Annotated in this window: 13 protein-coding genes; 5 read left to right on the forward strand and 8 right to left on the reverse strand. The window is 39.3% G+C overall.

Translation table 11 applies throughout. From position 1 onward, the window contains the following. Positions 1 to 40: 40 nt before the first annotated feature. Positions 41 to 1,081, forward strand: a complete 1,041-nt coding sequence (locus ORQ98_RS04510; RefSeq protein WP_274687591.1) for a polyamine ABC transporter substrate-binding protein — start codon at positions 41 to 43, stop codon at positions 1,079 to 1,081. Continuing rightward, a complete protein-coding gene (locus ORQ98_RS04515) occupies positions 1,068 to 3,404 on the forward strand; it encodes a putative bifunctional diguanylate cyclase/phosphodiesterase (protein WP_274687592.1) in 2,337 nt (778 codons plus the stop codon). The genes ORQ98_RS04510 and ORQ98_RS04515 overlap by 14 nt, the downstream gene beginning before the upstream one ends. 31 nt (positions 3,405 to 3,435) lie before the next feature. On the opposite strand, the gene ORQ98_RS04520 is transcribed toward ORQ98_RS04515, so the two are convergent. Next, a complete protein-coding gene (locus ORQ98_RS04520; RefSeq protein ID WP_274687593.1) occupies positions 3,436 to 4,650 on the reverse strand; it encodes a hypothetical protein in 1,215 nt (404 codons plus the stop codon). A gap of 328 nt (positions 4,651 to 4,978) precedes the next feature. Here ORQ98_RS04520 and ORQ98_RS04525 point away from each other — a divergent pair, with 328 nt between their 5' ends. Further along, on the forward strand, positions 4,979 to 6,241 hold the full coding sequence (locus ORQ98_RS04525) for an AhpA/YtjB family protein (RefSeq protein WP_274687594.1): 1,263 nt from the start codon (positions 4,979 to 4,981) through the stop codon (positions 6,239 to 6,241). A 290-nt stretch (positions 6,242 to 6,531) separates the two neighbouring features. On the opposite strand, the gene parC is transcribed toward ORQ98_RS04525, so the two are convergent. After that, entirely contained in the window at positions 6,532 to 8,793 is a 2,262-nt protein-coding gene (gene parC, locus ORQ98_RS04530) for a DNA topoisomerase IV subunit A (RefSeq protein ID WP_274687595.1), read from the reverse strand. Positions 8,794 to 9,362: 569 nt separating this feature from the next. Between parC and ORQ98_RS04535 the strand changes: the two genes are divergently transcribed. Further along, the gene (locus ORQ98_RS04535; RefSeq protein ID WP_274687596.1) at positions 9,363 to 10,100 is read left to right on the forward strand and encodes a tail fiber domain-containing protein; all 738 of its coding nucleotides are present in this window, start codon (positions 9,363 to 9,365) and stop codon (positions 10,098 to 10,100) included. A gap of 229 nt (positions 10,101 to 10,329) precedes the next feature. Further along, entirely contained in the window at positions 10,330 to 10,857 is a 528-nt protein-coding gene (locus tag ORQ98_RS04540) for an AAA family ATPase (RefSeq protein WP_274687597.1), read from the forward strand. 211 nt (positions 10,858 to 11,068) lie between these two features. Here the strand turns inward: ORQ98_RS04540 and ORQ98_RS04545 are convergent, their stop codons facing one another. The 6 genes from ORQ98_RS04545 to ORQ98_RS04570 form a co-directional block, all read right to left on the reverse strand. After that, positions 11,069 to 16,162: an OmpA family protein gene (locus ORQ98_RS04545; protein WP_274687598.1), complete on the reverse strand. Its 5,094-nt coding sequence runs from the start codon at positions 16,160 to 16,162 to the stop codon at positions 11,069 to 11,071. 13 nt (positions 16,163 to 16,175) lie between these two features. Continuing rightward, positions 16,176 to 17,246, reverse strand: a complete 1,071-nt coding sequence (locus ORQ98_RS04550; RefSeq protein ID WP_274687599.1) for a hypothetical protein — start codon at positions 17,244 to 17,246, stop codon at positions 16,176 to 16,178. A gap of 359 nt (positions 17,247 to 17,605) precedes the next feature. Continuing rightward, complete coding sequence (locus tag ORQ98_RS04555) at positions 17,606 to 19,162, reverse strand: hypothetical protein (protein WP_274687600.1); 1,557 nt, start codon at positions 19,160 to 19,162, stop codon at positions 17,606 to 17,608. A gap of 152 nt (positions 19,163 to 19,314) precedes the next feature. Beyond that, the gene (locus ORQ98_RS04560; protein ID WP_274687601.1) at positions 19,315 to 20,910 is read right to left on the reverse strand and encodes a sensor histidine kinase; all 1,596 of its coding nucleotides are present in this window, start codon (positions 20,908 to 20,910) and stop codon (positions 19,315 to 19,317) included. Then, positions 20,904 to 21,620, reverse strand: a complete 717-nt coding sequence (locus ORQ98_RS04565) for a response regulator transcription factor (protein WP_274687797.1) — start codon at positions 21,618 to 21,620, stop codon at positions 20,904 to 20,906. Before ORQ98_RS04565 ends, ORQ98_RS04560 begins: the two co-directional genes overlap by 7 nt. Positions 21,621 to 21,636: 16 nt before the next feature. Beyond that, positions 21,637 to 21,981 (reverse strand): translation initiation factor, encoded by a 345-nt coding sequence (locus ORQ98_RS04570; RefSeq protein WP_274687602.1) that lies wholly within the window; start codon positions 21,979 to 21,981, stop codon positions 21,637 to 21,639. Between the last annotated feature and the right edge of the window lie 90 nt (positions 21,982 to 22,071).

The following is a 22,071-nucleotide window of genomic DNA, read 5'->3' on the forward strand; positions in this document are numbered from 1 at the left end:
CTAATACACATGGTATATTAATACTAAAAAGGCAGTTTCTATGAAGTTTTTCATCTTGCTTGCTTGCTTAACTTGCACAAGCTTTCATAGCTATGCAAATGAACTAATACTTTTCAACTGGCAAGAGTATCTTTCAGAAAAAGTCGTTCAGCAATGGCAAGAGCAAACAGGTATTGCCTTAAAACAGGTATATTACGACAGTGATGAGATGCGTGATGAGATATTAGCTACGCAAAGCTCAGAGCAGTATGACCTTGTTATTATTGACAGTACATCAGCCCAGCTCTTTGGTAAAAATAATAAGCTTCTTCCACTGACCAGTACAGAAGTAAAAAATATCAGCAATACAGAAAGACGCTGGTTACGAAGTTGTGGTAATTTTGGTGTTCCTTACTTTTGGGGAACAACCGGTATTGCTTATCGTGCTGATAAAGTTAAATCTCCCCCCACTTCCTGGCAAGATTTACTTGCCCCCTCTCCTGAGTTAGCTGGTCATATTGGCATGCTTGAAGATTATACGGATACCTTAATTCCAGCTCTAAGAGCAAGTGGCCATCCTATTTATAGCGAAAATGTGGATCACCTAAAGGCTGCTTATACTTTGTTAAAACAACAACTCCCAAAGGTTCTGACCTATGACTATATAATCAGTTATATTAGCGCCAAACCTGATGACGAAGAGCTATTTATGGCACTTGCCTATAGTGGTGATGAGTACACACTCAATGATATTGTTGGTAAAGAAGTATGGAAGTTTGCTGTACCTAAAGAAGGTACATCATTATGGGTGGACTGCATAGCCGTACTTGCTAGTAGCAAAAACAAACAAAATGCTTTAGCTTTTATTAACTTTTTGAATAAGCCTGACATCGCAGCACTTAATGCCAATGAAACTGGCAGCGCTACAGCCAATAAAGCAGCTATGCCATTAATAGATACAGAACTAAAAAATGATAAAAGCCTATACCCTAGTGTTGAAATACTAGATAAAAGTGAGCCATACCGAATTATATCAGATAAAAGCATGACTCAACGCAATCGGATTATGCGAGCATTAAGCAAAGACCATGAGACTAAATAAACGCGTAAAGTCGCTGATATTACCTGTCTTAATTTTTAGTTATTTAATAACTTTTTTTGGTATTTACCAGATTCAAAAACAATCCATTATTCACTTTCAATCAAGTGAAGCTAAACTACAACTTAATCAGTTAGTTGCCAACTTAAATCTTTATTTAAGTTTTGCAGACACATACTTTCCTGCATTAGTCCGCAGCGCAGAACTACATAACTTTTTAAAAATTGAAGACAAGCGTTTTAAAGCACTAGCTATTGAAGGTAATTTAGAAGAAGCCATTAAGGAGTTAGATGACGTTAGTATAGGTTATCTATCCTTATCTATTTTATCGCCTGATAATCAGGTTGAGTTTTATTATGAGAACAGTGACGATCCTTTCAGTGAAATTGATCCTAGGATACCTGAAATTGTAAAAAAAAGACGATCTAATTTAACCCATAGCACTAGAACACTCATTAAGCACAATGGTTCAATCAGACTAGTTTATGTTCGATTTATTGACCGCTATACTTTACGCCAACCATTAATGAAAGACTGGTCTAAAGCAGTAGCAGTGGTCATGGCCTTTGATATTAAAGGCTTCGATCAACTAAGACAAACACTGAAGCAAACAACAGGCAGAATCTCAGAATTATATGCAGAAAACCAGCCTCCTCCTGCATCAGGTGCAATGATTCAAGTGTCACATGCTATACCCAATTTAGGCTCAATTTACTTAGAAGTTGATAATAAGTTCATCCAAGAGCTGTTGAATGAACTTTACTTGAGAATTGCTGTTTCATTTATTTTATTAACATTATGCTCTTATGTAGTGCTCAATAACCTAATTAAACGGTATATCACTGGCCCGATTCAAGACTTAGAGCACGAAATTACTGACGTACTGGAAGGTCATAAACAACAGCCACACCCCTATAAAAGCGATGATGAAGTAGGCAGTTTAAGCCGTGTGTTTGCTAAATTATATAGCCAGTTACACGGTGCTTACGAAGTAACGAAAGAAATGGCTGAAAAAGATGCTCTTACCAAACTTTATAATCGTAGAATGTTTACTCGCTGTTTAGAGCGAGTTTTACAACGAGCGGATCACAACAATCAAAAAGTCGGTTTATTATATGTAGACTTAGATAATTTTAAATTTGTTAATGATAAATATGGCCATGAAACAGGTGATATTTTACTAAAAGCCTTTGCTACAAGATTACAAGATACCGTTCGCACAACTGATATCGTACTAAAATTTTATAGTCATGATTTAGCTCGCTTGGCTGGAGATGAGTTTGCAGTTCTACTACATGAGTTTAATAAAGATGCCGTTTTATATAAAGTTGCTGAGCGTATTCTGAGTTTATTCGATAATGGCTTTACCTGTGAAGTTGGCCATTTTCCTGTCTCTGCCAGCATTGGTATTGCTATTTACCCCAATGATGGTACAAACCCAACAGAGCTTATTTCCAATTCAGATGCGGCAATGTATCAAGCGAAACATGCTGGGAAAAATCAATATGCTTTTTATTCTCAAGAGCTTGCCTCTCAGGCTCGCCGGGATAAAGAAATTGAAACGGAGTTAAAGAAGAAAGATTTTTCTGAATTTGAAGTTTATTACATGCCTATCATTGACACTAAAAAAAATCGGGTGGCTGGTGTTGAAGCCTTACTCAGATGGCATTCTAAAGCATTAGGTTTTGTTTCACCAGCTGAGTTTATCCCTATTGCAGAAAGCAGGGGATACTTTGAAGCTATCGATTTATGGGTTATACAGCAGGTAATCCATGATTCTAAAACATTGTTAGACCTATTTGGTAACCATTTAAAACTTTCCATTAATATATCTTCAGCTCAACTTAGTTCTCAGCTGTTTAGTGAGCAAATAGCGAAGCTATTTAATCAAACTGATCTGACATCTGTTATTTTCCAACTAGAAATAACTGAAACGTTCGAAATTCAAGATTTAACAAAAGTTGAAAATAACTTACATGATTTAAAAAAACTAGGGCTATCTTTGGCTATTGATGACTTTGGGTCAGGCTATACCTCATTGGTACAGCTATTAAACTACCCAATTGATACTATTAAAATCGATAAATCATTAGTTGATATGATGGTGGATACTCGCCGTTGCGCTATGGTCATCGCTCTTATCAAGTATTGCAAACAGCAAGGCTTTCAGGTAACTGCCGAGGGTATTGAAAGAGAAGAGCAAGCCTCCATTCTTATAGAAGCCGGCTGTGATTACTTACAAGGTTTTTATTTCGCAAAACCAGAGCCATTATCTGCACATATTGAAAAAGCTAATGGCCAGCCAATTATTAAAAAGTCTAGTTAAGGGCGCCATTAATAATTGTAATTTTATCCCCTCAAATAAACTTGGCATAGGAAGGTATCCCCTCCGGCTCACTAGCTGCTTTAAACTTAGTTGACGTATAGTTTTCAAATAGACTTTGACCAAACTTTATCTCTGATAAAAGCTCTTTTGCTGAAAATGCCGTAAATCGCTGGGGATTTGGCATAATCACCGGTGCTAACTGTTGTTGCAATAATAATTTATTGGCAACTAAAACACCGATTGTTCTGATATTACCATCAATAAAAGGTTTAGCCCTGGCCAACTCCTGGCAGCAACGAGCAATGGCTGCTAATTTATCGTTTTCAGTTCGAGAAAAACTTTGTGCCTGACTGTAATCAGTTAATATATCGGCTGTCAGTTCCGTACATTGGGCAGCGGTTCTAGGCTTAATATGCAAGTTAATTTGCTGAGCATCCTGATAACTTAAAGAGCCATCCTTTAATGTCACTCCTAACACTTCAAACCAGGGTTCCAGCTGATAGCCTTTGATTAATTCAATTAGCCCGGCTTCAGAAGCGTTGGCTTGTTTATCGACTAACGGATCTCCTGCCATCAGGCTTTTGGTTGTTGCTTGCTGATCCTGGTAACCGATTGGCAAAGTAATTTCTGGTAGCCCATATTGTTCCTGGATCAGCTGTTCCTGCATCGTTTTACCCAAAGGCAGAACCCCTGCTACAGCCTTATTCTGTAGTTTTTCCAATAACGTGGTATCTAATGGCTGTTCCACTGTAGCGAGCATATGGCTGAAGCCATAAAACATAGCAGCTAAATAACCAGCCTCATCTTCAAAGCCATATTCACCTCTTAGTTCTTGTTGACTGTGATCAGTCATTAACCGCCAGGTCTGCTGCTTATCAAATACCTGAAATGCCTTATGATTGCTCATTGCTTTATGCAATACGGGCTCAGCTTCCAGCTTACGGTAAATACCTATAAGAATCGTCAGTAGTTTATCTTTTAGCCCTTTAAACTCAGGATTAATTTTATCGTTATCAAGAATTGCTTGCTTAAGCTTTGCTGCTACATCAATCGCAGCCAGCCCAGCTGAAGCACTTTTCTGTTTAAACTCGACGGCTTTCACCAGTGCGCTGGTTAACTCTTGATGAGAGGAGCGATCTGATAGCTGCTTTGCTAAAAGATTGCTAATCGCCTTATAAGACGGGTTAGTCGCAAGTTTACTTCCCCCAGTAAAAGCTGTTGAGTTATTTAAAACACCACTGATCATTTATAAGCACCACGATCAATTATAAGCCCGGTAATGCTACACTAACATAATATGAATATAACATTGCATTGTATAACAATTTCAGCTTTTATACATGAACAATCGCTCACTTTAAAGACCAATATAATTCAGACATTCCTGCTCTTTCCTCCATTTGCTATATCTTGTGTCCATTTACTTGAAAAAAGCAATCGCATCCTTTTGTACTAACCAAGTAAAGATTTTAAGCATCTCTTCTAGTTCGTATCAGCCATTGATAGTAATATCTGCCAGCAGCGCTCTTCAAGCAAATATCAATAAGCCCTTTACTATCCAATGGTTTTATATTGTGGCAATTTCCAACAACATATTCCTTACCTTCATAGCGAAAGTTAAAAAAACACATTTCACTTTAAACAAAAAACTAGCTGTATTGTTTAGCATTATACTGATTATGTTTTGCAGTATCTTCAGCTACATTGCCTATGAAGAAATTAATACCAGCGCCCATCAGCAAGCTGAGGCATTTGGCGAAACGATTAGCAAGCAAACAGCTAATATGGCTGGCGAGCTACTAATGACTAATGACCGGATCAGTTTAAATGTCCTGCTAAGTGACCTGGTAGAAAATCCCTATATATACAGTGCAAGTATTTACAGCACCAAGAACCAGCTGCTAGCTTCAGCTACTACCAAATCCAGTAAACAACAGCTAGCCACTAAAAAAACTTATACTGCCCCAGTACACCACCAAGAAGTGTTTGTTGGTTTAGTCAGAATTAAACTTAATGACTTCTATATCAGCAAACCAGCAAAAGATGCGACCACTATGGTTGTTTTTACCAGTATCATGTTACTAATCTGTGGCTTATTGTTGTTCATTCAACAAACAAACCGGCTGAGCCTAGATTTACAGAAACTCACAGCCATTATTCAGCGAAAAGATAAAAGCGCTATTTACCAGCTAAAAAATACAACGCGTAACGATGAATTAGGCCTGCTTGCTCGCGCCATACCAAGCCTATTACCACCCGATACAGCCCCTGTCGTTGAAATGCCTAGTCACATTCTTAACCATTCTGCAACGATTTGTATACAGTTTTCAAATATTGATACGCTTAAGCAGTGTTTAACGAGCGAGCTGTTTAATCAAATGCTTAACCAACAGTTGAGCTATATCGAAACGCTTGCCAACCAGCATAGTGGCCATATTAACTATTCAACTGAAGGCAATGTTTTTATCAGCTTCCTACAAAACCAAGTTGAAGACTTCTTTTTCAAAGCCATTCAAACAGCCATTGATATTCTTAATTACCAGCCAAGTGACCAACAAACCAGTAAAATCACCATGGGCCTAGGAATTAGCATCGATAATCAACCACGGAAACATCCCACACTGAGTAGACACCCTGCGTTACAAGCTAGTGCTGCTTGCGAAGCTAAGCAAATTGCCAACCTGGCAACTGACGAATTATTCATTCATGAAGCAACGTTAGATATTTTTAATGACAGTCGAGTTCAGGCAGAGCCTGTTTTGGAGCTTCCTAATATTAAACGCGTTATAGCTATTGAGCTTGATGACAATGATGGACAACAAAGCCAAGCTAGTTAGTTTTTAACTCTCTATAGGTCTGTATCAAAAGTTGGAAAACATGAAACGATAGAGTTTTCTGGAGTTGCTGTCAGAAACAAAGAAGTTAGAGGTATGAAGAAACCCAACTTCCCCCTTTGAAAAAGGGGGGTTGAGGGGGATTTCTACATACAAATAAGACTGAGGTGAAACAAAAACCACGATCACTTTAAATCCCCCCCTAGCCCCCCTTTATTAAAGGGGGGAACAACTTTTGCGACAGCCTCTTTGTCAAAGGGGGACAGCAGCTTTATAAGCTCAGAGGAAAAGAACTACTCTTCTTTTACCTCTATCACCTCTACACTATCAACCTTCTGGAAGCCTCTTGGCAACTTACTACCACGACGGCCTCGCTCACCCACATAGTGTTCAATATCTTCAGGCTTAAGCACCAGTTTACGACGACCAGAGTACACCATTAAGCTGTCTGCTCTACCAAGCACCTGTAGGCTGACAACATATTCTTCCCTTTCAGCAGCACGAGCAGCTGGAATATTAATAATTTTATTTCCCTTGCCTCTTGCCATCATTGGCAGATCTGCAATTGCAAAAACCAACAGGCGGCCTTCATTAGTAAATACCGCCAAATCCTGCTCTTCTATATCTCGTACAACTGATGGCGTTAAAACCTCTGCCCCTTTTGGCAAAGTTAATACTGCTTTACCGGTTTTATTTTTAGTTAACAAGTCAGTTGCTTTAGTAACAAAGCCGTAGCCCGCATCAGATGCCAATAACAATAGGGTATTTTCATCACCATTAAACATCCCTTTAAAACTAGCACCAGAAGGCACAGATAAACGCCCAGTTAAAGGCTCACCCTGCCCCCTAGCTGATGGCAATGTATGTGTAGCAACGGTATAAGAGCGACCAGTTGAGTCTATAAATAAAGTGGGTTCATTACTTTTACTGCGCACTGAAAACATATAGTCATCACCCGACTTATAGTTCAGCGAAGTTGGATCAACCTCATGGCCTTTTGCTGCTCTTACCCAACCTTTCTTAGATAACACAACAGTGACTGGGTCTGAAGATAATAAATCAGCCTCAGTTAATGCTTTAGCTTCTTCACGAGCAACCAATGGCGAACGGCGGTCATCACCATACTGCTTAGCATCAGCTTGTAGCTCTTTTTTAATTAACGTTTTCAGTCGGGCTGGTGAGTTAAGGGTTTTTTCCAGTTTGTCCCGCTCTTTGCTTAGCTCATCCTGTTCACCCCGGATTTTCATTTCTTCCAGCTTAGCTAAGCGGCGTAATTTTAACTCTAAAATCGCTTCTGCTTGATCATCAGATAAACCAAAGCGTTCCATTAACGCCGCTTTGGGGTGGTCTTCAGTACGGATAATTTCAATCACTTCATCAATATTGAGATAGGCAATTAGCAAACCTTCTAACAGATGAATTCGCCGATTAACTTTATCTAAACGATACTGAAGCCGTTTAGTGACAGTATCCCGCCGAAAACCAAGCCACTCATTTAAAATAACATCTAACGATTTAACCTGTGGGCGACCATCCACCCCAATCATATTCAAGTTAACTCGATAGGTACGCTCTAAATCCGTTGTGGCAAATAAATGCGCCATCAGTTGTTCAATATCTATTCGATTAGAACGCGGCACAATCACCAACCGAGTTGGGTTTTCATGGTCAGACTCATCTCGTAGATCCGCCACCATGGGCAGTTTTTTCTTCTGCATCTGATCCGCAATTTGCTCAAGCACCTTAGCACCAGACACCTGATGAGGCAGCGCCGTAATCACAACATCCCCATTTTCCGTGTGGTAAATCCCCCGCATCCGCAAACTGCCACGACCAGTTTGGTACATTTTTAAAATGTCTTGCTTGGGGGTAATGAGTTCTGCCTCAGTAGGAAAATCTGGTGCTGGAATATATTCCATTAGCTCTGGCAAAGCTGCCTTTGGATTGTCTAAAAGATACACACAAGCATTCACCACTTCCCGTAGGTTATGGGGTGGAATATCTGTTGCCATCCCTACTGCAATACCAGTACCGCCATTTAAAAGTACAGTGGGTACACGGGCAGGTAGCATCATTGGTTCATCTAGCGAGCCATCAAAGTTAGGTTGCCAGTCAACAGTGCCCTGTCCCAACTCAGACAATAACAGCTCAGAAAAGCCCGATAACCGCGATTCGGTATAGCGCATCGCTGCGAAAGACTTAGGGTCATCCGCTGAGCCCCAGTTACCCTGGCCATCAACCAGCGGGTAACGGTAAGAAAAGGACTGTGCCATCAACACCATGGCTTCATAACATGCGCTGTCACCATGTGGATGATATTTACCCAATACATCACCCACTGTACGAGCCGACTTTTTATACTTGGCCGTGTTTTTCAAGCCAAGCTCGCTCATGGCATACACAATACGTCGCTGGACGGGCTTTAAGCCATCACCAATATGTGGCAAAGCACGATCTAAAATGACATACATTGAATAGTTCAAGTATGCACTTTCTGTGTATTGGTGTAGCGACTGGCGCTCAACCCCATCATCGCCAATCACGATGTCATTCATAAAGGATTACCTGCTTTAGCTTTCTAAACACTTAAACTTTCTGAACGGTCCAGCTATCTAAACTGTATATCAGACGTTCGTAACTTCAAAAGATCATGAATATAGTATGCATACCCAATAGTAAAGGGTAAAGCTACGACTTTTGGATAAGATATATCACCTATAGTGGCGTTTGTTTGAGCAGACAGCGAATGACTAAGACATAGCCAAAGCAGTAATGACCCAACAGTATCATTGAAATGCTTAAAACAACGGCGACCGTGGAGTGTTCCATTTGTTCGGGTGGTGACTCGAAGAAGCCAGCTAAGCGGCTCATGACCTCGACTGACTTAGCTCTGAATCTCTTAACTATTTTCTTGCTGTATCACAATTAACTCCTAACTGATCCGTAATATGAGTAATATTTAAAAATTATTTTTATATCTGACTATTTTATATTCTGTGATTGATAGGAGAACACTTAATACCTTTAACAACCAATTTACCAACAAACACAAAACACCAACATATCAAAATAAATAAGACATTAAAATTATTTACTCTTAAGTCATTACTAAACAATCAAATAAATGAAATTATCTACGTTATTATTTGCTAGTATTGTAGCTTTGGGGCCTGTCTCAAGTACTTATGCTGAAACCACACAAGTGTTTTGTGGAAAGCTTGACGGTAGCGATTGGTACTGGACAAAAGATCTCAATAATCCAGTAACAAATTTTAATCGTGTTGGCGTTTCTTATCACTACCCTCCTATAGCAATGTCAGGAGCATGGGAGTCATCCATAATCACTTTAGGAGAATGGGGGTTATTCAATGCAAATACGTTTAGCATTACCGAAGCAGAGTACTTATCAATAAATAATAAGTGCCGCTCAGGCTATGTTGTTCAACCAGCTAATAATGCTTTTAGCGCCTGGAGTTTGTTTAAAGTAAATAAAGGCAATGGCCAATATTTTATTGCACCAGGCTATGTTGAAAAGAACAGAGTTTTAGTGAGAGATTATAGTTTCGGGCTCAGCGACATCCGCCTAAAACAAACCATTCACCCTTTACAAGAAAGTTTAGATAAAATCAGTCGTGTTAGTGGCTATAGCTACTCATGGCAACCTGACAGTACTCAGCAACATTTAGCTGGCCAAACTGAATACGGCGTTATTGCCCAAGAAGTACAAGCTGAATTTCCAGAATTAGTAAAGCAAGATGGACAAGGTTATTTGCGTGTTGATTATCGCGGCTTGATTCCGGTTCTTCTGGAGTCTATCAAAGAGCTAAATACAAGAGTTGAGACCTTAGAGGCAAGACAATAATGACACTCTAACCTTCCTCTACCGCTTTTAAGCTGCCTTAAATGTAAGCATTTATCCAGAGACCTTTACTTTCCTTAAGGTACAGAAAGCGTTAGGATTGAAGGGCATAACAATCAGTATTTGTTTTGCTTAAAAATTTATGCTACAAGAGCTAGGCTGCTTCTGCCTCTTAATAAACAGGGCTGGTATGAGTGATTTGGGTAGTTTAGCAGATTAAGTCATTAGCATTATGAAAAAAATCAATGTAATAGGCACCAGTGGTAGTGGTAAAACTACTTTTGCTAAAAAACTGGCTCAGCAACTCGGTTACCCCTATATAGAAATGGACTCTATTTTTTGGGGTAAAAATTGGTATTGGCCTAGCGATGAAGAATTTTTTAATAATTTAGAATGTCGCTTGAAGCTAGATAAGTGGGTACTAGATGGTAATTATAGCCGTAGCACACCAATAAAATGGAAAGAGGTTGATACCATTATTTGGATAGACTACAGTTTTCCTCGAACCTTATACCAAGCCATAACGCGTGCTCTTAACAGATCCCTTACCAAAAAAGAGCTATGGCCTGGCACAGGCAATAGAGAAAGCTTTGGTAAACTTTTCTCAAAAGATTCCATAGTCCTTTGGACCATAAAAACCTACTATAAAAATAAAGCTAAGTATCGACAGCTAGCTGCAGAAGAAAAATATAAGCATATTGAGTTTATTCGATTAGAAAATCCACGGGAATGTCAGAGGTATTTGGATCAGTTTTGTTAAGATATGGCTCTTTATAAACTAGCTTTGGTAAGATTTATGCCTTTTTTCTTTATCATCAACATTAGTGATTAATAGGCTTAAACACTAAAAATTCAGACTCTAAATCTTACCCAAGTTTCTGTTTATCTACCCTATAGACCAAATAGGTGTTCTAAGTATTTTCAATTTAGAACACTCCTAATAAAAAATCACAATACTAAAACTTAGTCTTCTAAATTGCATGATCTCCTTTGATTCTATAGTTAATATCGCTTACTTCCTTTTCAATCCAATCTTTAATTAGCTTTTCCCTTTTTTCTTTTGGAGTAGCAACCCATTCCATTTCAATTGTCATTCTATGTTTGCCAGAGTTTTCTTGGTTTTCTTTTAATCTTTTAACAGCTTCATCAATTTTTTCTTGATCCATTTGAACCCATGGTACACCAGAAAAATAATTCCATGGTCGTGGTACTTGTAATCGAGTAGGAGTACTAAAAAAGCTTGAACCTTCACCATCTTCGGAGATATCTTGAATATTTACACCTGAAAGGTCAGGGGTTTGGATGTTGGTAATTGTAAAGAAAAAGCTTCCATAATGAGATCTATCAGCTTTATCTCTATCCTCATTTGGGTTGAGAATACCATCTTTACCTAGTTTAACCCTTTCTCTATTAGCAAAATCAGTTTTACCAAATGGCCGAAGAGAGTTTATTTTCTTACCAGTAGGTGCGGTATAACTAAATTTATGATGGCAGGCGAATACATGACGTTCGTTAAGAAAGTCAAAAAGCCCTGTTTGTCCTGACATTGCTTCTTTTTGATCTTTAGTACCCGCGGCCAATAGTCGAGTGATCTCACTAAAACGTTCTGGGTCATAGGGTATTTCAGAGTCTGTCCAGTTTAGGTCTCCATCAAAATTACCCAGATAGTGTAGTCTTTCACCAATCACAGGACCTAAAATAAGAGGATTTCTTGAAGCTTCAGCTAACTGAAATGAGATAGGTATTCTTGTCCAGCTTTTTTTCTGCTGCTCGTTTCTATCTGCTTGGTATTCATAAGAGCCATCAGCAGATTTCGAGTGTTTAATTTCTAAGTAGCCATCCTTGGTTAATTTATCACAAGCCACCAATAGCACAACTTCAACCGATGTACTCCAGTCAAAATCCGGAATCCTTACGCGTGTGCCATTAAAAATTAAAGGTTGGCCTCTTACTTTATATTCATTCATACCAGGGATATCATCATCACCAACAAAGGAATCATGCAACATAAAGTAGGGGTTATTTTTACCTATTTTAAATAAAGCAACACAAGTAATATTCCCATCAAATAAAGGCGGATACTCAAATTTATAAGATGATGATGTTAAAAATTTCTTATGAAGAAAAAGTTTTTCTAAGTAAACATCTCCATATTTTTTATTAACATCAATAGATACTTTATAGTCATCCATCCTATCTTCACCTGTCTTTAGCCTTGTCAGCCAATGGTACAGATCACGTTTATAAATAGAGATATGATATAAAGAAGTACTCTGGTTTGCTACTTCAATGGTAAATTCATAATTCATATCACCTAGAATACCAAGCTGGTATTGTTTGTAGACATCCTTATCTATGAATAGGTGACGTGCAACTTTAGCCATTGGAGATGAGTCATTAACAAAATAACGCTCAATTTTCTGAAAATTACCTGTCATGGGTTTAGTGCCAAATACAATATTATTACCAAGCTGGTAATAAGGTATTATAATTGCGCCTTTTTTTCCTGCTAGAAATTTTTCATTATCAAGCAGCACATCTTCTGTCAGTGTCTTTAAAAAACCGTCATAAACAGGACCATCAGCAGACCAAACACCATCAACTCTTTTTAGCTGTAGCTTAAATGGAACAGCTAATGCTTCCTTGATATCTTGTCGATCTTTCATTACTACTATGATTCTAATTTGGTCAAGCGGAGAGATTGCTATTAAATTTCCATCTTCATCTCGGTGGTTGTATAATTTTTGCCACTCCGTTTTATTATTAGAACCATAAGGCCGCCAATAAACATTAGAATACTCGTAATCTTCTGGTGTAATTTCAGATAAATCGGTCCTGAAGGTTTTGGCAAATGTCCAAGTGTCTTCAGCACTAAAATAATGTACTGGAAATACCCGCTGAAATTCCGCACGAACCGAGCCATCAACATCATTAAAGGCGCTATTAAAAAAACCCCGCATGGATACTAATGGCCGATGAAAAAACTCACTTGTTCCTCCCCAAGCATCAGACACTTCATGAGCAACCCAACTATCCCATGTTCTTTCACCCTCGTCTTCTCGTTTTCTAAGATCATATTCAGCAACCCCCTGCATCCAAAATTCATCCAAGGATACTGGGAAATCTAAGTCCATAGGATATAGCCAGTTATCGTTCATAATATATTTATTAATATATAAATCGACTTTAAGTTTTTTAAGTTCCTGTATGTATCCTTCTTGACTATCCGATTCTATAGCCGCTCTTTTAAGCAGCCCCACTAATCCTTGGATAGCCTCAAAGCGCAAACGATACTGAATATCAAGAAAATATTTTGCGATTCTTAAGCTATCTCGTGAAAACTCTTCCCCATTTTCAGGATTTTGTTTCACATTATGCTTTATTATTTCCTGTTTTTTATAATAAAACTTTTCAATTGACTCTTTTAACAAAAGTTGATTTGCATACGATGTCTCTTCAACTGCATAAATACTGGCATATTTGTCTAATTTAGATGAGAAGTAACCTTCCTGACATAGTCTGTCAGCCATATCTTGAGCAGGACCAAATAAAGTAGTTGCTTTATCTGCAACCTTACCTGCCAGCTGGATAACTGTTATTGCATTAACGACGACAAACCCAATTGGGGTAAATGAAGCAGCTACCATTACTAAATCGATACAAGTCGATACAAATTTTCCCAGTTCCTCATTAACTTTTTTATCATATTTTATACTTTGTAAAATAGCCGCATGTATTTTCTGACTACCCTGTCTAAATGTATGATAAATAGGAATACGCTCACTATTATAAAATCGAGCCACAGCTTCTACACGACGGCTAAGTACCTTATTCTCTTCTCCTTGTTTGTCGCGAATTGGTAAAGTTTCACCATAACCAATAATATGCAGTTTATCAGCAGGCACACCATACTCAATTAATTTTGCCTTTACATTCGCAACTCGTCGCTCAGATAGCTTTTGATTATATTCAAATTCACCTTCAGTACTAGCATAGCCTTTCAAAGTAACGACAGTATCTGCAGAACATTGATGCATGACGGCCTCTGCGAAGGCCTTTACTGAGCCTAACTGTGATTTACCGTTAATTTGATAAATCTCATCTTTATCTTGTGGAAAGACAACATTCAGTTTGACCTCCTGAGTGCCTACCAAGGCTAGTTGGCTAGATAAAAATGAAGGATCATTTAAAATAGCTTTATAGTCTTTTTGAGTTAAGATTCCTCTGTTCACATAATTTGCAGTACAAGAAGTTAAGTCATTTAGTGTTTGGGTTATTTTATGGTAATGCTCATTAATAGCATGTAGTTGATTAACTGCTTGACTACGGTTCTTGCTAGCATGATGTATAGCTTTTCCTGTAGACCATAAATCACCTGTTTTATTTATTACGTCGAGCACTGCTGCAGCTTTTATAATACCACCAGTTGCATGCCCCAGTAGTTTTACATGCAATCTTGATAGCCCCATTCGACGCATCCTGCGGTATGCGGTTCGGTTACTGGTAAAGCCAGCCTCATTTATCCAACGGTTTTGTAAAACCGTTGAGGTTAACGTGCCATTACGCCATTCTTGCACTGACTTAAATAAAGCTGGGCCTTTACTGATCAAGTCATTAATATCTAAAATTGCTTCCATTGCCTGATAAGTAGCTGTATCTCGAGGAATAGGGGCAAACTCCTTCAATGCGGTAAGGGTAGCCATACCATAGCTCCAGCGATCGCCAGCAGTAGCAAAGCCACCTACGGTATCATAAATGGTTTTACCTACTTTTGTCGCATGGACTGCTGAATCTAATCCTGTTAACACTTTTTTGGCTATATTGCTAGGTACCCGCCCATGAACATCTTCTTTATCTGCCCACATGGCATGGCGTAAAATATGTCCAAAAATCTCAGGGCACTGCTGTACCATTACTTCTTCCAAAGCAACTGGATCGCCATTGACAATGGAAATATCACCCACAGGGGTATTAGTATCAAAGTCCAGATAGGCCAACAAAGTATATTTATTAGTACCTTCAATTTGGTGTTTTTTACTTCCTGCAATGGTAGGGTGCCATTGGCCTTTGGAAGAATAACCAGTATTAGATAAGTCAATTTCAAACTGATACAGCCCAACTTTAAGTTCAGCCTTTGATTTAAAATGTGCAGTTAAAAAAATGGGGTCATTTGAGTCTGCAGACAATCTAACATCAACAAAACGTATGATTTCTTCTTCATTAGTAGCTTCTTGTTCACTGAGATGTTTTGGCCAAGCAGTTACTCTAGCTCCTTCAAATCGTTGGTCAGAAAAAAGCATAACAACGCCACGGAAACGCGGGAATACAAACCCGTAAACCTCACCCGTACGATGGTTTTTGGCCAAGTCTTTACGCCAGACCCTATATTCAGTACGCTGTTCTCTATTTCTTGTTAATAACCCTTGATTATCATCGTTCAATTGCTCCTCTTCTGGTAATGTAAAAATATCTTGTTCCTTGATATTTTGCTTGGTAACTTTATTGCCGGTGATGCCGCTGTCTTTTAATACGTTATTAACTGCTTTTGCCCAATTAGGTCCAGCCGCCGCCATAGCATAATTCAGCAGTGCCTGGGGTGGGGTAAAAAATTCAATAGTTTCGAACAACAGTTCGTCAGCATCACGTACTAAATGAAAATTTTGTCCTTCACCTACCGTTAACATTAGGTCGGTATTGTCGATATCTTTCTTGGTATACTTTGTATTATCCTGCTTATCTTCCAATGCCGCTTTAACCGACTGAGGGGTGACAGTCGCCCATTTAATCACACCATTTTCGGAGCTAACTAAGGGAATCCATACTTCACCACCTGAATTGCTTTCGTCTGCAGTTGTAGTTTCCTCCTGTTCTTTAGGCTCATCTTTCTGTTTTTCTTGTAGAGCTTTGGGTAATTTAACATCAGCTATATGGCTTGATACTTTGGCAAAAATAAGCTGATTTGGCAAAGGCTCATACTTACCGGCTGGTTCTCCTTGTTCATCAACCTCTACCGTCATAAAATACAAAAGCTGTTTATCTTTTGCAGAACCTGATTGACTAGCCACGTTAAAACTCCTTTTATTTATTACTCAAACTCAGGTTATATAAAAAAGCATCTTTTAACTTAATAACTAGCGGAACCTCAGGTTTAACCTTATTATACGAAATATTATTGATTCGACTTGCATCAATTTTTTTATAGTTAAAGTCATAATAAACTGGCTCTTCAGTCGCCATAAATGCGACTACTGACGGCCTATTTCTTTCTCCAGTTTCATATGCTTTATCGTTGATTGTATCAACTAACAAATTACCAATAGCACCACTGCTTTTCGTTGAAAAAACAAATCGTCCATTTAAGCTAAACCTTACAACTTCTAGTATTCTAGAATTAGATTTTTTTGGGTAAAAGTTTTTCTTTAAAAAAGGCTCTTTTCCATCTTTTTTAAACTTGTAAATTGTTCCGCCATAACTAATGCCAATAAAATCATCGTCTGGACCAAAAATCTTAAATGCCATATAGGGTTCTTTATTATGATATTTTTCAACAACCTGTTTCGTTTTAATATCATATTCACGAATTTTATGCCCCCATAGATAGTACAATTTTGTACTGTCGTGACTAAAATTTAAATAAGTCTCTTGACGTATTTTTTCTTCAACTGTTACAGCTGTATCATTTTTCAAGTCAACTAAAATTATAGGATCATGAGCAAAACGTTTACCTGTCATCATTAATGCTAAATAGCGATTGTTTGGGCTTCGCACAGGGCGTGCAGTAGCAATAACCCCCTCTTCAAACTGATTTAAATACTCTTTAGATGCCACTCGACGTAGATCGGTACCATCTTTTTTAATACTCCACACTTCTTTAGCAAGACTGTCCAAGTCTTGTCGTCTCATGGTAAACTGAATACGAGGCTGATCAAATTGCTTTGGGTCATCTAAGTCTTCTTCCAATACCAAAAAATCATAAGGCGGTGTAGGTGGCCCCATTTTAGCGTTTTGGGCTTTAGCCTCAGGGGTATCTAATGCACTGATCGTTTTATATTCTGGCTGCTCTTGTTTATCAGACGAATCTGAAGGTTGGCAGGCTATTAGGGAAAGTGCTGTTGCAACAATAAAAAAGTAATAGTTAAGTTTTTTCATTTTCTTACAATGTATTTTCATTTAACGCTTTTAAACTAATTTCACTAATCTTTTATAGACTAGCCCCTCACCCCAGCCCTCTCCCAGAGGGAGAAGGAGCCCAGACTGATGTGCCGGTAAAGCTGGTGATTATAACTAGCTTCCCTTATTGGAAGTCGCCGCTAAAGCCGGGGAATATGGAGTGATAGGGTGTTCTAGAACGGCTGTCGGGAACAGCTAAAGCTCTAAAGGCCATGGATGGCCTTGTAGAGCAGTGGAAGAATACCCTGTTGCTTCATATTAACTCTCCAGTACCCTTTCGCGACATCCTCTTATTCCATACATACTGCCAAATTTTTTATTAGCTCTCATCAAAAAAGCTAATCTGTCTTAGACTTATCTGTCTGGGCTGCTTTAGAGCCAGCTATAGTTAATTCTTGTAACTTGCTATAAGGTTGACCTTTTAAGATAAACTCTGGTGCATTTAATTCATTAACTGGCACACGAATCAAATCATATTCCCCCCCTTCAGGAGGATCTTCAAAAGCAATCTTTATCCAACTGTCATTAATAGGCTCTGCTTCCTTTAAAGTTATTTGTTCATACCAGCTCTCATCAGTTGTACCCAAATAAAAAATGTCATCCTTTTGTTCATTTATCAGCTTAATATCTTGCTGTATGTAAAGTTGAAGCACCTTGGGCACTGCATCCAAATACACCACTGCAAACTTATCCCCCCGGTGTTCATCCAAGTAGTTGGAGTGCTTTTTTCTGGGGTTTTCTGGTGGGGGTATGACTTCTGGGTTTTGGTCTAATAATGCGGGGGCAATGGGGCCGACTGGGCCGCTGTTTAAATCGAAGTGTTTGCTGCTTTGGTAAATATCAATGGCATCAATCGGTGTGGTGCGCTTTTCTAGGGCGACTGGGCTGTTTTCTAATTGGTCTATTTGCTCCCAGGTTAATTGTTTGCGGGAGTACATCATTCGATAGCCGGTTATAATGCTACCGTTGGCTTTAAATGGTATCCAGATGGTATGGAAAACTGCACCTAATGCTTTACGCTTTTCTGAATCGTCCATGGCGAATTGATTAGTTCGCATACTGCGGTAGTAGTGTAATCGTGTGTCACGATAGGTTTGGTGGTTATTGACGAGTAGTTCTCGCCACACTTTCCCCTCTTTAAACACATACACCCAGCCGCCATGAGGCAAAATATCCGACTCGGGCCGTAGTTTGTTTTCTGTAATATAGCCAAGCGGTTTCACTGGGATTATCACGTTATCCCACTCTTCCATTTCAGTGTCTTTATGAACGGGAAGTACATTTTCAACAAACGGCAGATTCAGTGGAGGCTCAGTGGCAGAGGCATTCGATTTATGCATCGATATGCGTAAACCCAGGTTGCGCGGCTGATTGGGAATGTTACTAATTGTAACCAGGCTACGGTGCAAAGTGCCGTCTTTTTTGTAAGGCGTCGCGCCTTCGTTGAGTTCAATCAAGCCAGCTTGACGATTGCCATATACCACTACCTGGTTCATATCCTGGCAGATACCTGCTACTTCGACGACTATTTTATAATCCAGATCGAGCTTGTCTTCTCGATCAGGCCGAACCGGCTCTGGGATATACTCAGGCTCTTTCGACTTGCGGGGTTTGACATTAAAGGGAATGCGGGTTGGCACGCCTTGAATACTGATTTGCAGTACGCCATCTTGAATTTTTTGAACGATACGTTCTTTGACATTCCCTGCGCCTGACTCTCCCGCAAGACTAGTCAGCTTGCTTTCCAGCATAGGGTCGTTTCTGCAACTTTCATCCAAAAACTGTCGCATTTCATCATAGCTATGAAACAGCTTTTCAAAAAAGTCGTCTTCACTGGGATACCCACGATAATGAATTTCGTAGGTTTGATCTCCAACGGTGAAACGGGTATGCATTGAACAGTCCTTAGCAACGGTATTCTGGAAAGTCAGCTACTATATTTTTTCATTAAGAATAGTACTAGTGGTCCATGCACAAAAATAAGATAACTACTTCTTCAACACCAGCACCGTTATTAGATTACACCAGTTGTCATAGATATTTAGCTTTATTGATCTGCCTGCCTGAACTGCAAAACAAAACTGGTACCTATCTCAGTATCAGCCAGGATAATACTTCCTTGGCATGCTTCCATTAACGACTTGATAATACTTAAACCAAGCCCGGTACCACTCTGTTCTCTTCTTGTGGTGAAAAAAGGGGTGAATATTTTGTCGCTATTCGCTTGAGATATCCCACTGCCATTGTCTGTAATTGTTAACTCAATCAGTTGTCCACTCGTTTTAAGATAGGTGTCAATCTTAGTTGCTCCATGTTGTTTCGCATTATCAAATAAATTTATCAGGATTGTTTCAAGGTTATCAGCCGTAATTGTTATCCTACAACTGTGATGTTTCGGTAGCGCAATCTGCAGCTCAGTTTCTTGATAACGTGATGACAGTTTATTTAAGACTACCATTAAGTCAGCGGTTTCATTATCACTGGTCTGACTATCAGCCCTGGCTAACTCCAACAAGCGAGTCACTAAACGCTTCAGTCTGTCTGTATCCTGCTGGATATTCGACAAAAACTGCTGTTTAGTATTGGTTTCCATTTCATCAATATGGTCGATGAGTAATTCTGCTGCCCCTTGAATACTGGTAAGCGGTGTTTTTAATTCATGGGATACATGAGCAGCAAATTCACGAATATATTCCGACCGCTGGTGCAGCGATTTGGCCATTTTGGAAAAGCTTTTTGACAATAACTCCAGCTCTTTGGTCACAGGATGCTCTAATGGCTCCATTGACTGTTGGTCACCCTCAGATACCCTAGCCGTTTTTTGAATTAGTCGGTAAATGGGTTGAGATATGGCATAAGAAGTAAAAAGTGCCAGTAAAAAAGTTAATACAATGATGGTAGCACCAGCCAGAATCACCTTGTCTTTTTCAGCATATAAGTGCTTTAAAATATTTTTAGGGGTGCGGGAAAGATAGACCACCCCCCATAGCTGATCACGATGAATGACAGGTAAGGCAACAAACACCCTAATACCAGTACCGCGACTGATTGAGGCCAATGCTGGTGGTGGCTCATCAGAAATACGCTGCCTGATGACACTAGTATAATGCCCTTCCATGGCTGCTTTTATTTCGCTGATATGAGCAAAAGATAACCCCAACTCTGAACGGCCAGCAATAACGTTACCGTGATAGTCCAGTAATCTAATGCCTGTGAGGGTCGTTTTTTGAGAGTCAAGCAATACCACTGTTAACAGTTTTCCTGCCTGCACGGCAACTGTATCCGCCGGGGTTTGCGGTGTTATGCCATCGGGCCTGGAAGGGAGTGATTTATTTTTAGCTAAATCAATTTGAGGATAAATAGGCGTATAATAGTTATCAATTTTTGGTTTTGCCTCGTTATTTATTTTTACACCATAATTCGATTTAGCTGTGATCAGATTCGCCACTTGCTGTTTATAGCTGGCAGCAATTACTGCAGCTTGAGAAATCAGTGATAATTCCGTTTGCCTGACCAGCTCATTTTCATAAATTCTAAAGAAAAATATACTGCCTAAGGGTAAAACCAGCACAACTAAACTAACTATAAGAAACACTGTGCGTAAACGCAGCTTCCCTTGATATCGCTTGTTGTTTGTTAACATGCTTTTTTAGCTAGTCGATAACCGACACCATGAACCGTTTCGATAATTAATTCACAACCAGCCTGCTGAAATTTGTTTCTGATATGCCGAATATGGCTATCGATTGTACGGCCACTGACGTGGATGTTCATATCGTAGGCAACATTCATAATACTATCACGATCAAACACTTTTTCTGGGCGCCGCATAAAACAATGAATAATGGAAAATTCCATTGCTGTTAGTTTAACCAGCTGGCCATCCCAAAACACTTGATGTGTTTCTGGCTCAAGCACCAATAAACCATGGGTTAATTTTGCATATTCCTCTGCTGGCTGTTGGGGTGCCTGTTGCTCATTAGTAACAGGCTGCACTCGCTTTAGGATTACATTTACCCTGGCAACCAACTCTCTGGGGCTAAATGGCTTGGTTACATAGTCATCACCACCTATTTCCAAGCCAATTATTTTATCTACCTCATCATCCCGTGATGACAAAAACAAAATAGGCACTTCAGAGCTTTTTCTAATAGCTTTACACACTTCCAGTCCATCTAGCTCTGGCATATTGATATCTAAAATAATCAGACTAGGCTGGTGTTGTTCAAACAACTGTACGGCCTGCAGCCCATCCTTAGCTTCGATAGGCAACATACCAGCCTTCTGTAAGGCAAACACAATAACCTGACGAATATGGGGATCATCATCGGCAACGAGTATTTTTTTCTCCATTTTATTCACAGGGTGCTTATCCCCCTCCTCGTTTAGCTGGATACCCTAATTTATTAAGCTCAGCTATCAGGGTATCACAATGATCACCCTGTATTTCAATCACCCCCTGCTTCACTGCTCCCCCTGTACCACAACGCTGCTTCAACTTTTTTGCTAATGCTTTTAGGTCATTTCCTGTCAGGGGCAAACCTTGGATAGTGGTAACTGTTTTACCACCTCTGCCTTTTACCTCCCGGCGTACTCTGGCCATACCATCAGCAAAAGTCTCCGATATAGTTTCCTCTGCTTCAGTAGGTTTGATTCTTCCTTGATCAGTAGAATACACTAGTCGACTATTATCAGATGGATCTCGTTTTGCCATAAAAGATATACTCTAACCGTTAAATATATTAATTTTACTGTTGGATTTAGTGAATTTTAACAGGCACCAAGCCTGCTTAACACCACGCCA

It is taken from the genome of Spartinivicinus poritis, assembly GCF_028858535.1.
GTDB classification, from domain to species: domain Bacteria; phylum Pseudomonadota; class Gammaproteobacteria; order Pseudomonadales; family Zooshikellaceae; genus Spartinivicinus; species Spartinivicinus poritis.

Bases quoted from the DNA above. Each gene is read 5' to 3' on its own strand.
- ORQ98_RS04515 (WP_274687592.1), top strand. From the start codon at position 1,068: ATGAGACTAAATAAACGCGTAAAGTCGCTGATATTACCTGTCTTAATT.
- ORQ98_RS04555 (WP_274687600.1), bottom strand. From the start codon at position 19,162: ATGCATACCCGTTTCACCGTTGGAGATCAAACCTACGAAATTCATTAT.
- ORQ98_RS04565 (WP_274687797.1), bottom strand. From the start codon at position 21,620: ATGGAGAAAAAAATACTCGTTGCCGATGATGATCCCCATATTCGTCAG.
- ORQ98_RS04510 (WP_274687591.1), top strand. From the start codon at position 41: ATGAAGTTTTTCATCTTGCTTGCTTGCTTAACTTGCACAAGCTTTCAT.
- ORQ98_RS04560 (WP_274687601.1), bottom strand. From the start codon at position 20,910: ATGTTAACAAACAACAAGCGATATCAAGGGAAGCTGCGTTTACGCACA.
- ORQ98_RS04520 (WP_274687593.1), bottom strand. From the start codon at position 4,650: ATGATCAGTGGTGTTTTAAATAACTCAACAGCTTTTACTGGGGGAAGT.
- ORQ98_RS04535 (WP_274687596.1), top strand. From the start codon at position 9,363: ATGAAATTATCTACGTTATTATTTGCTAGTATTGTAGCTTTGGGGCCT.
- ORQ98_RS04540 (WP_274687597.1), top strand. From the start codon at position 10,330: ATGAAAAAAATCAATGTAATAGGCACCAGTGGTAGTGGTAAAACTACT.
- ORQ98_RS04550 (WP_274687599.1), bottom strand. From the start codon at position 17,246: ATGAAAAAACTTAACTATTACTTTTTTATTGTTGCAACAGCACTTTCC.
- parC (WP_274687595.1), bottom strand. From the start codon at position 8,793: ATGAATGACATCGTGATTGGCGATGATGGGGTTGAGCGCCAGTCGCTA.
- ORQ98_RS04570 (WP_274687602.1), bottom strand. From the start codon at position 21,981: ATGGCAAAACGAGATCCATCTGATAATAGTCGACTAGTGTATTCTACT.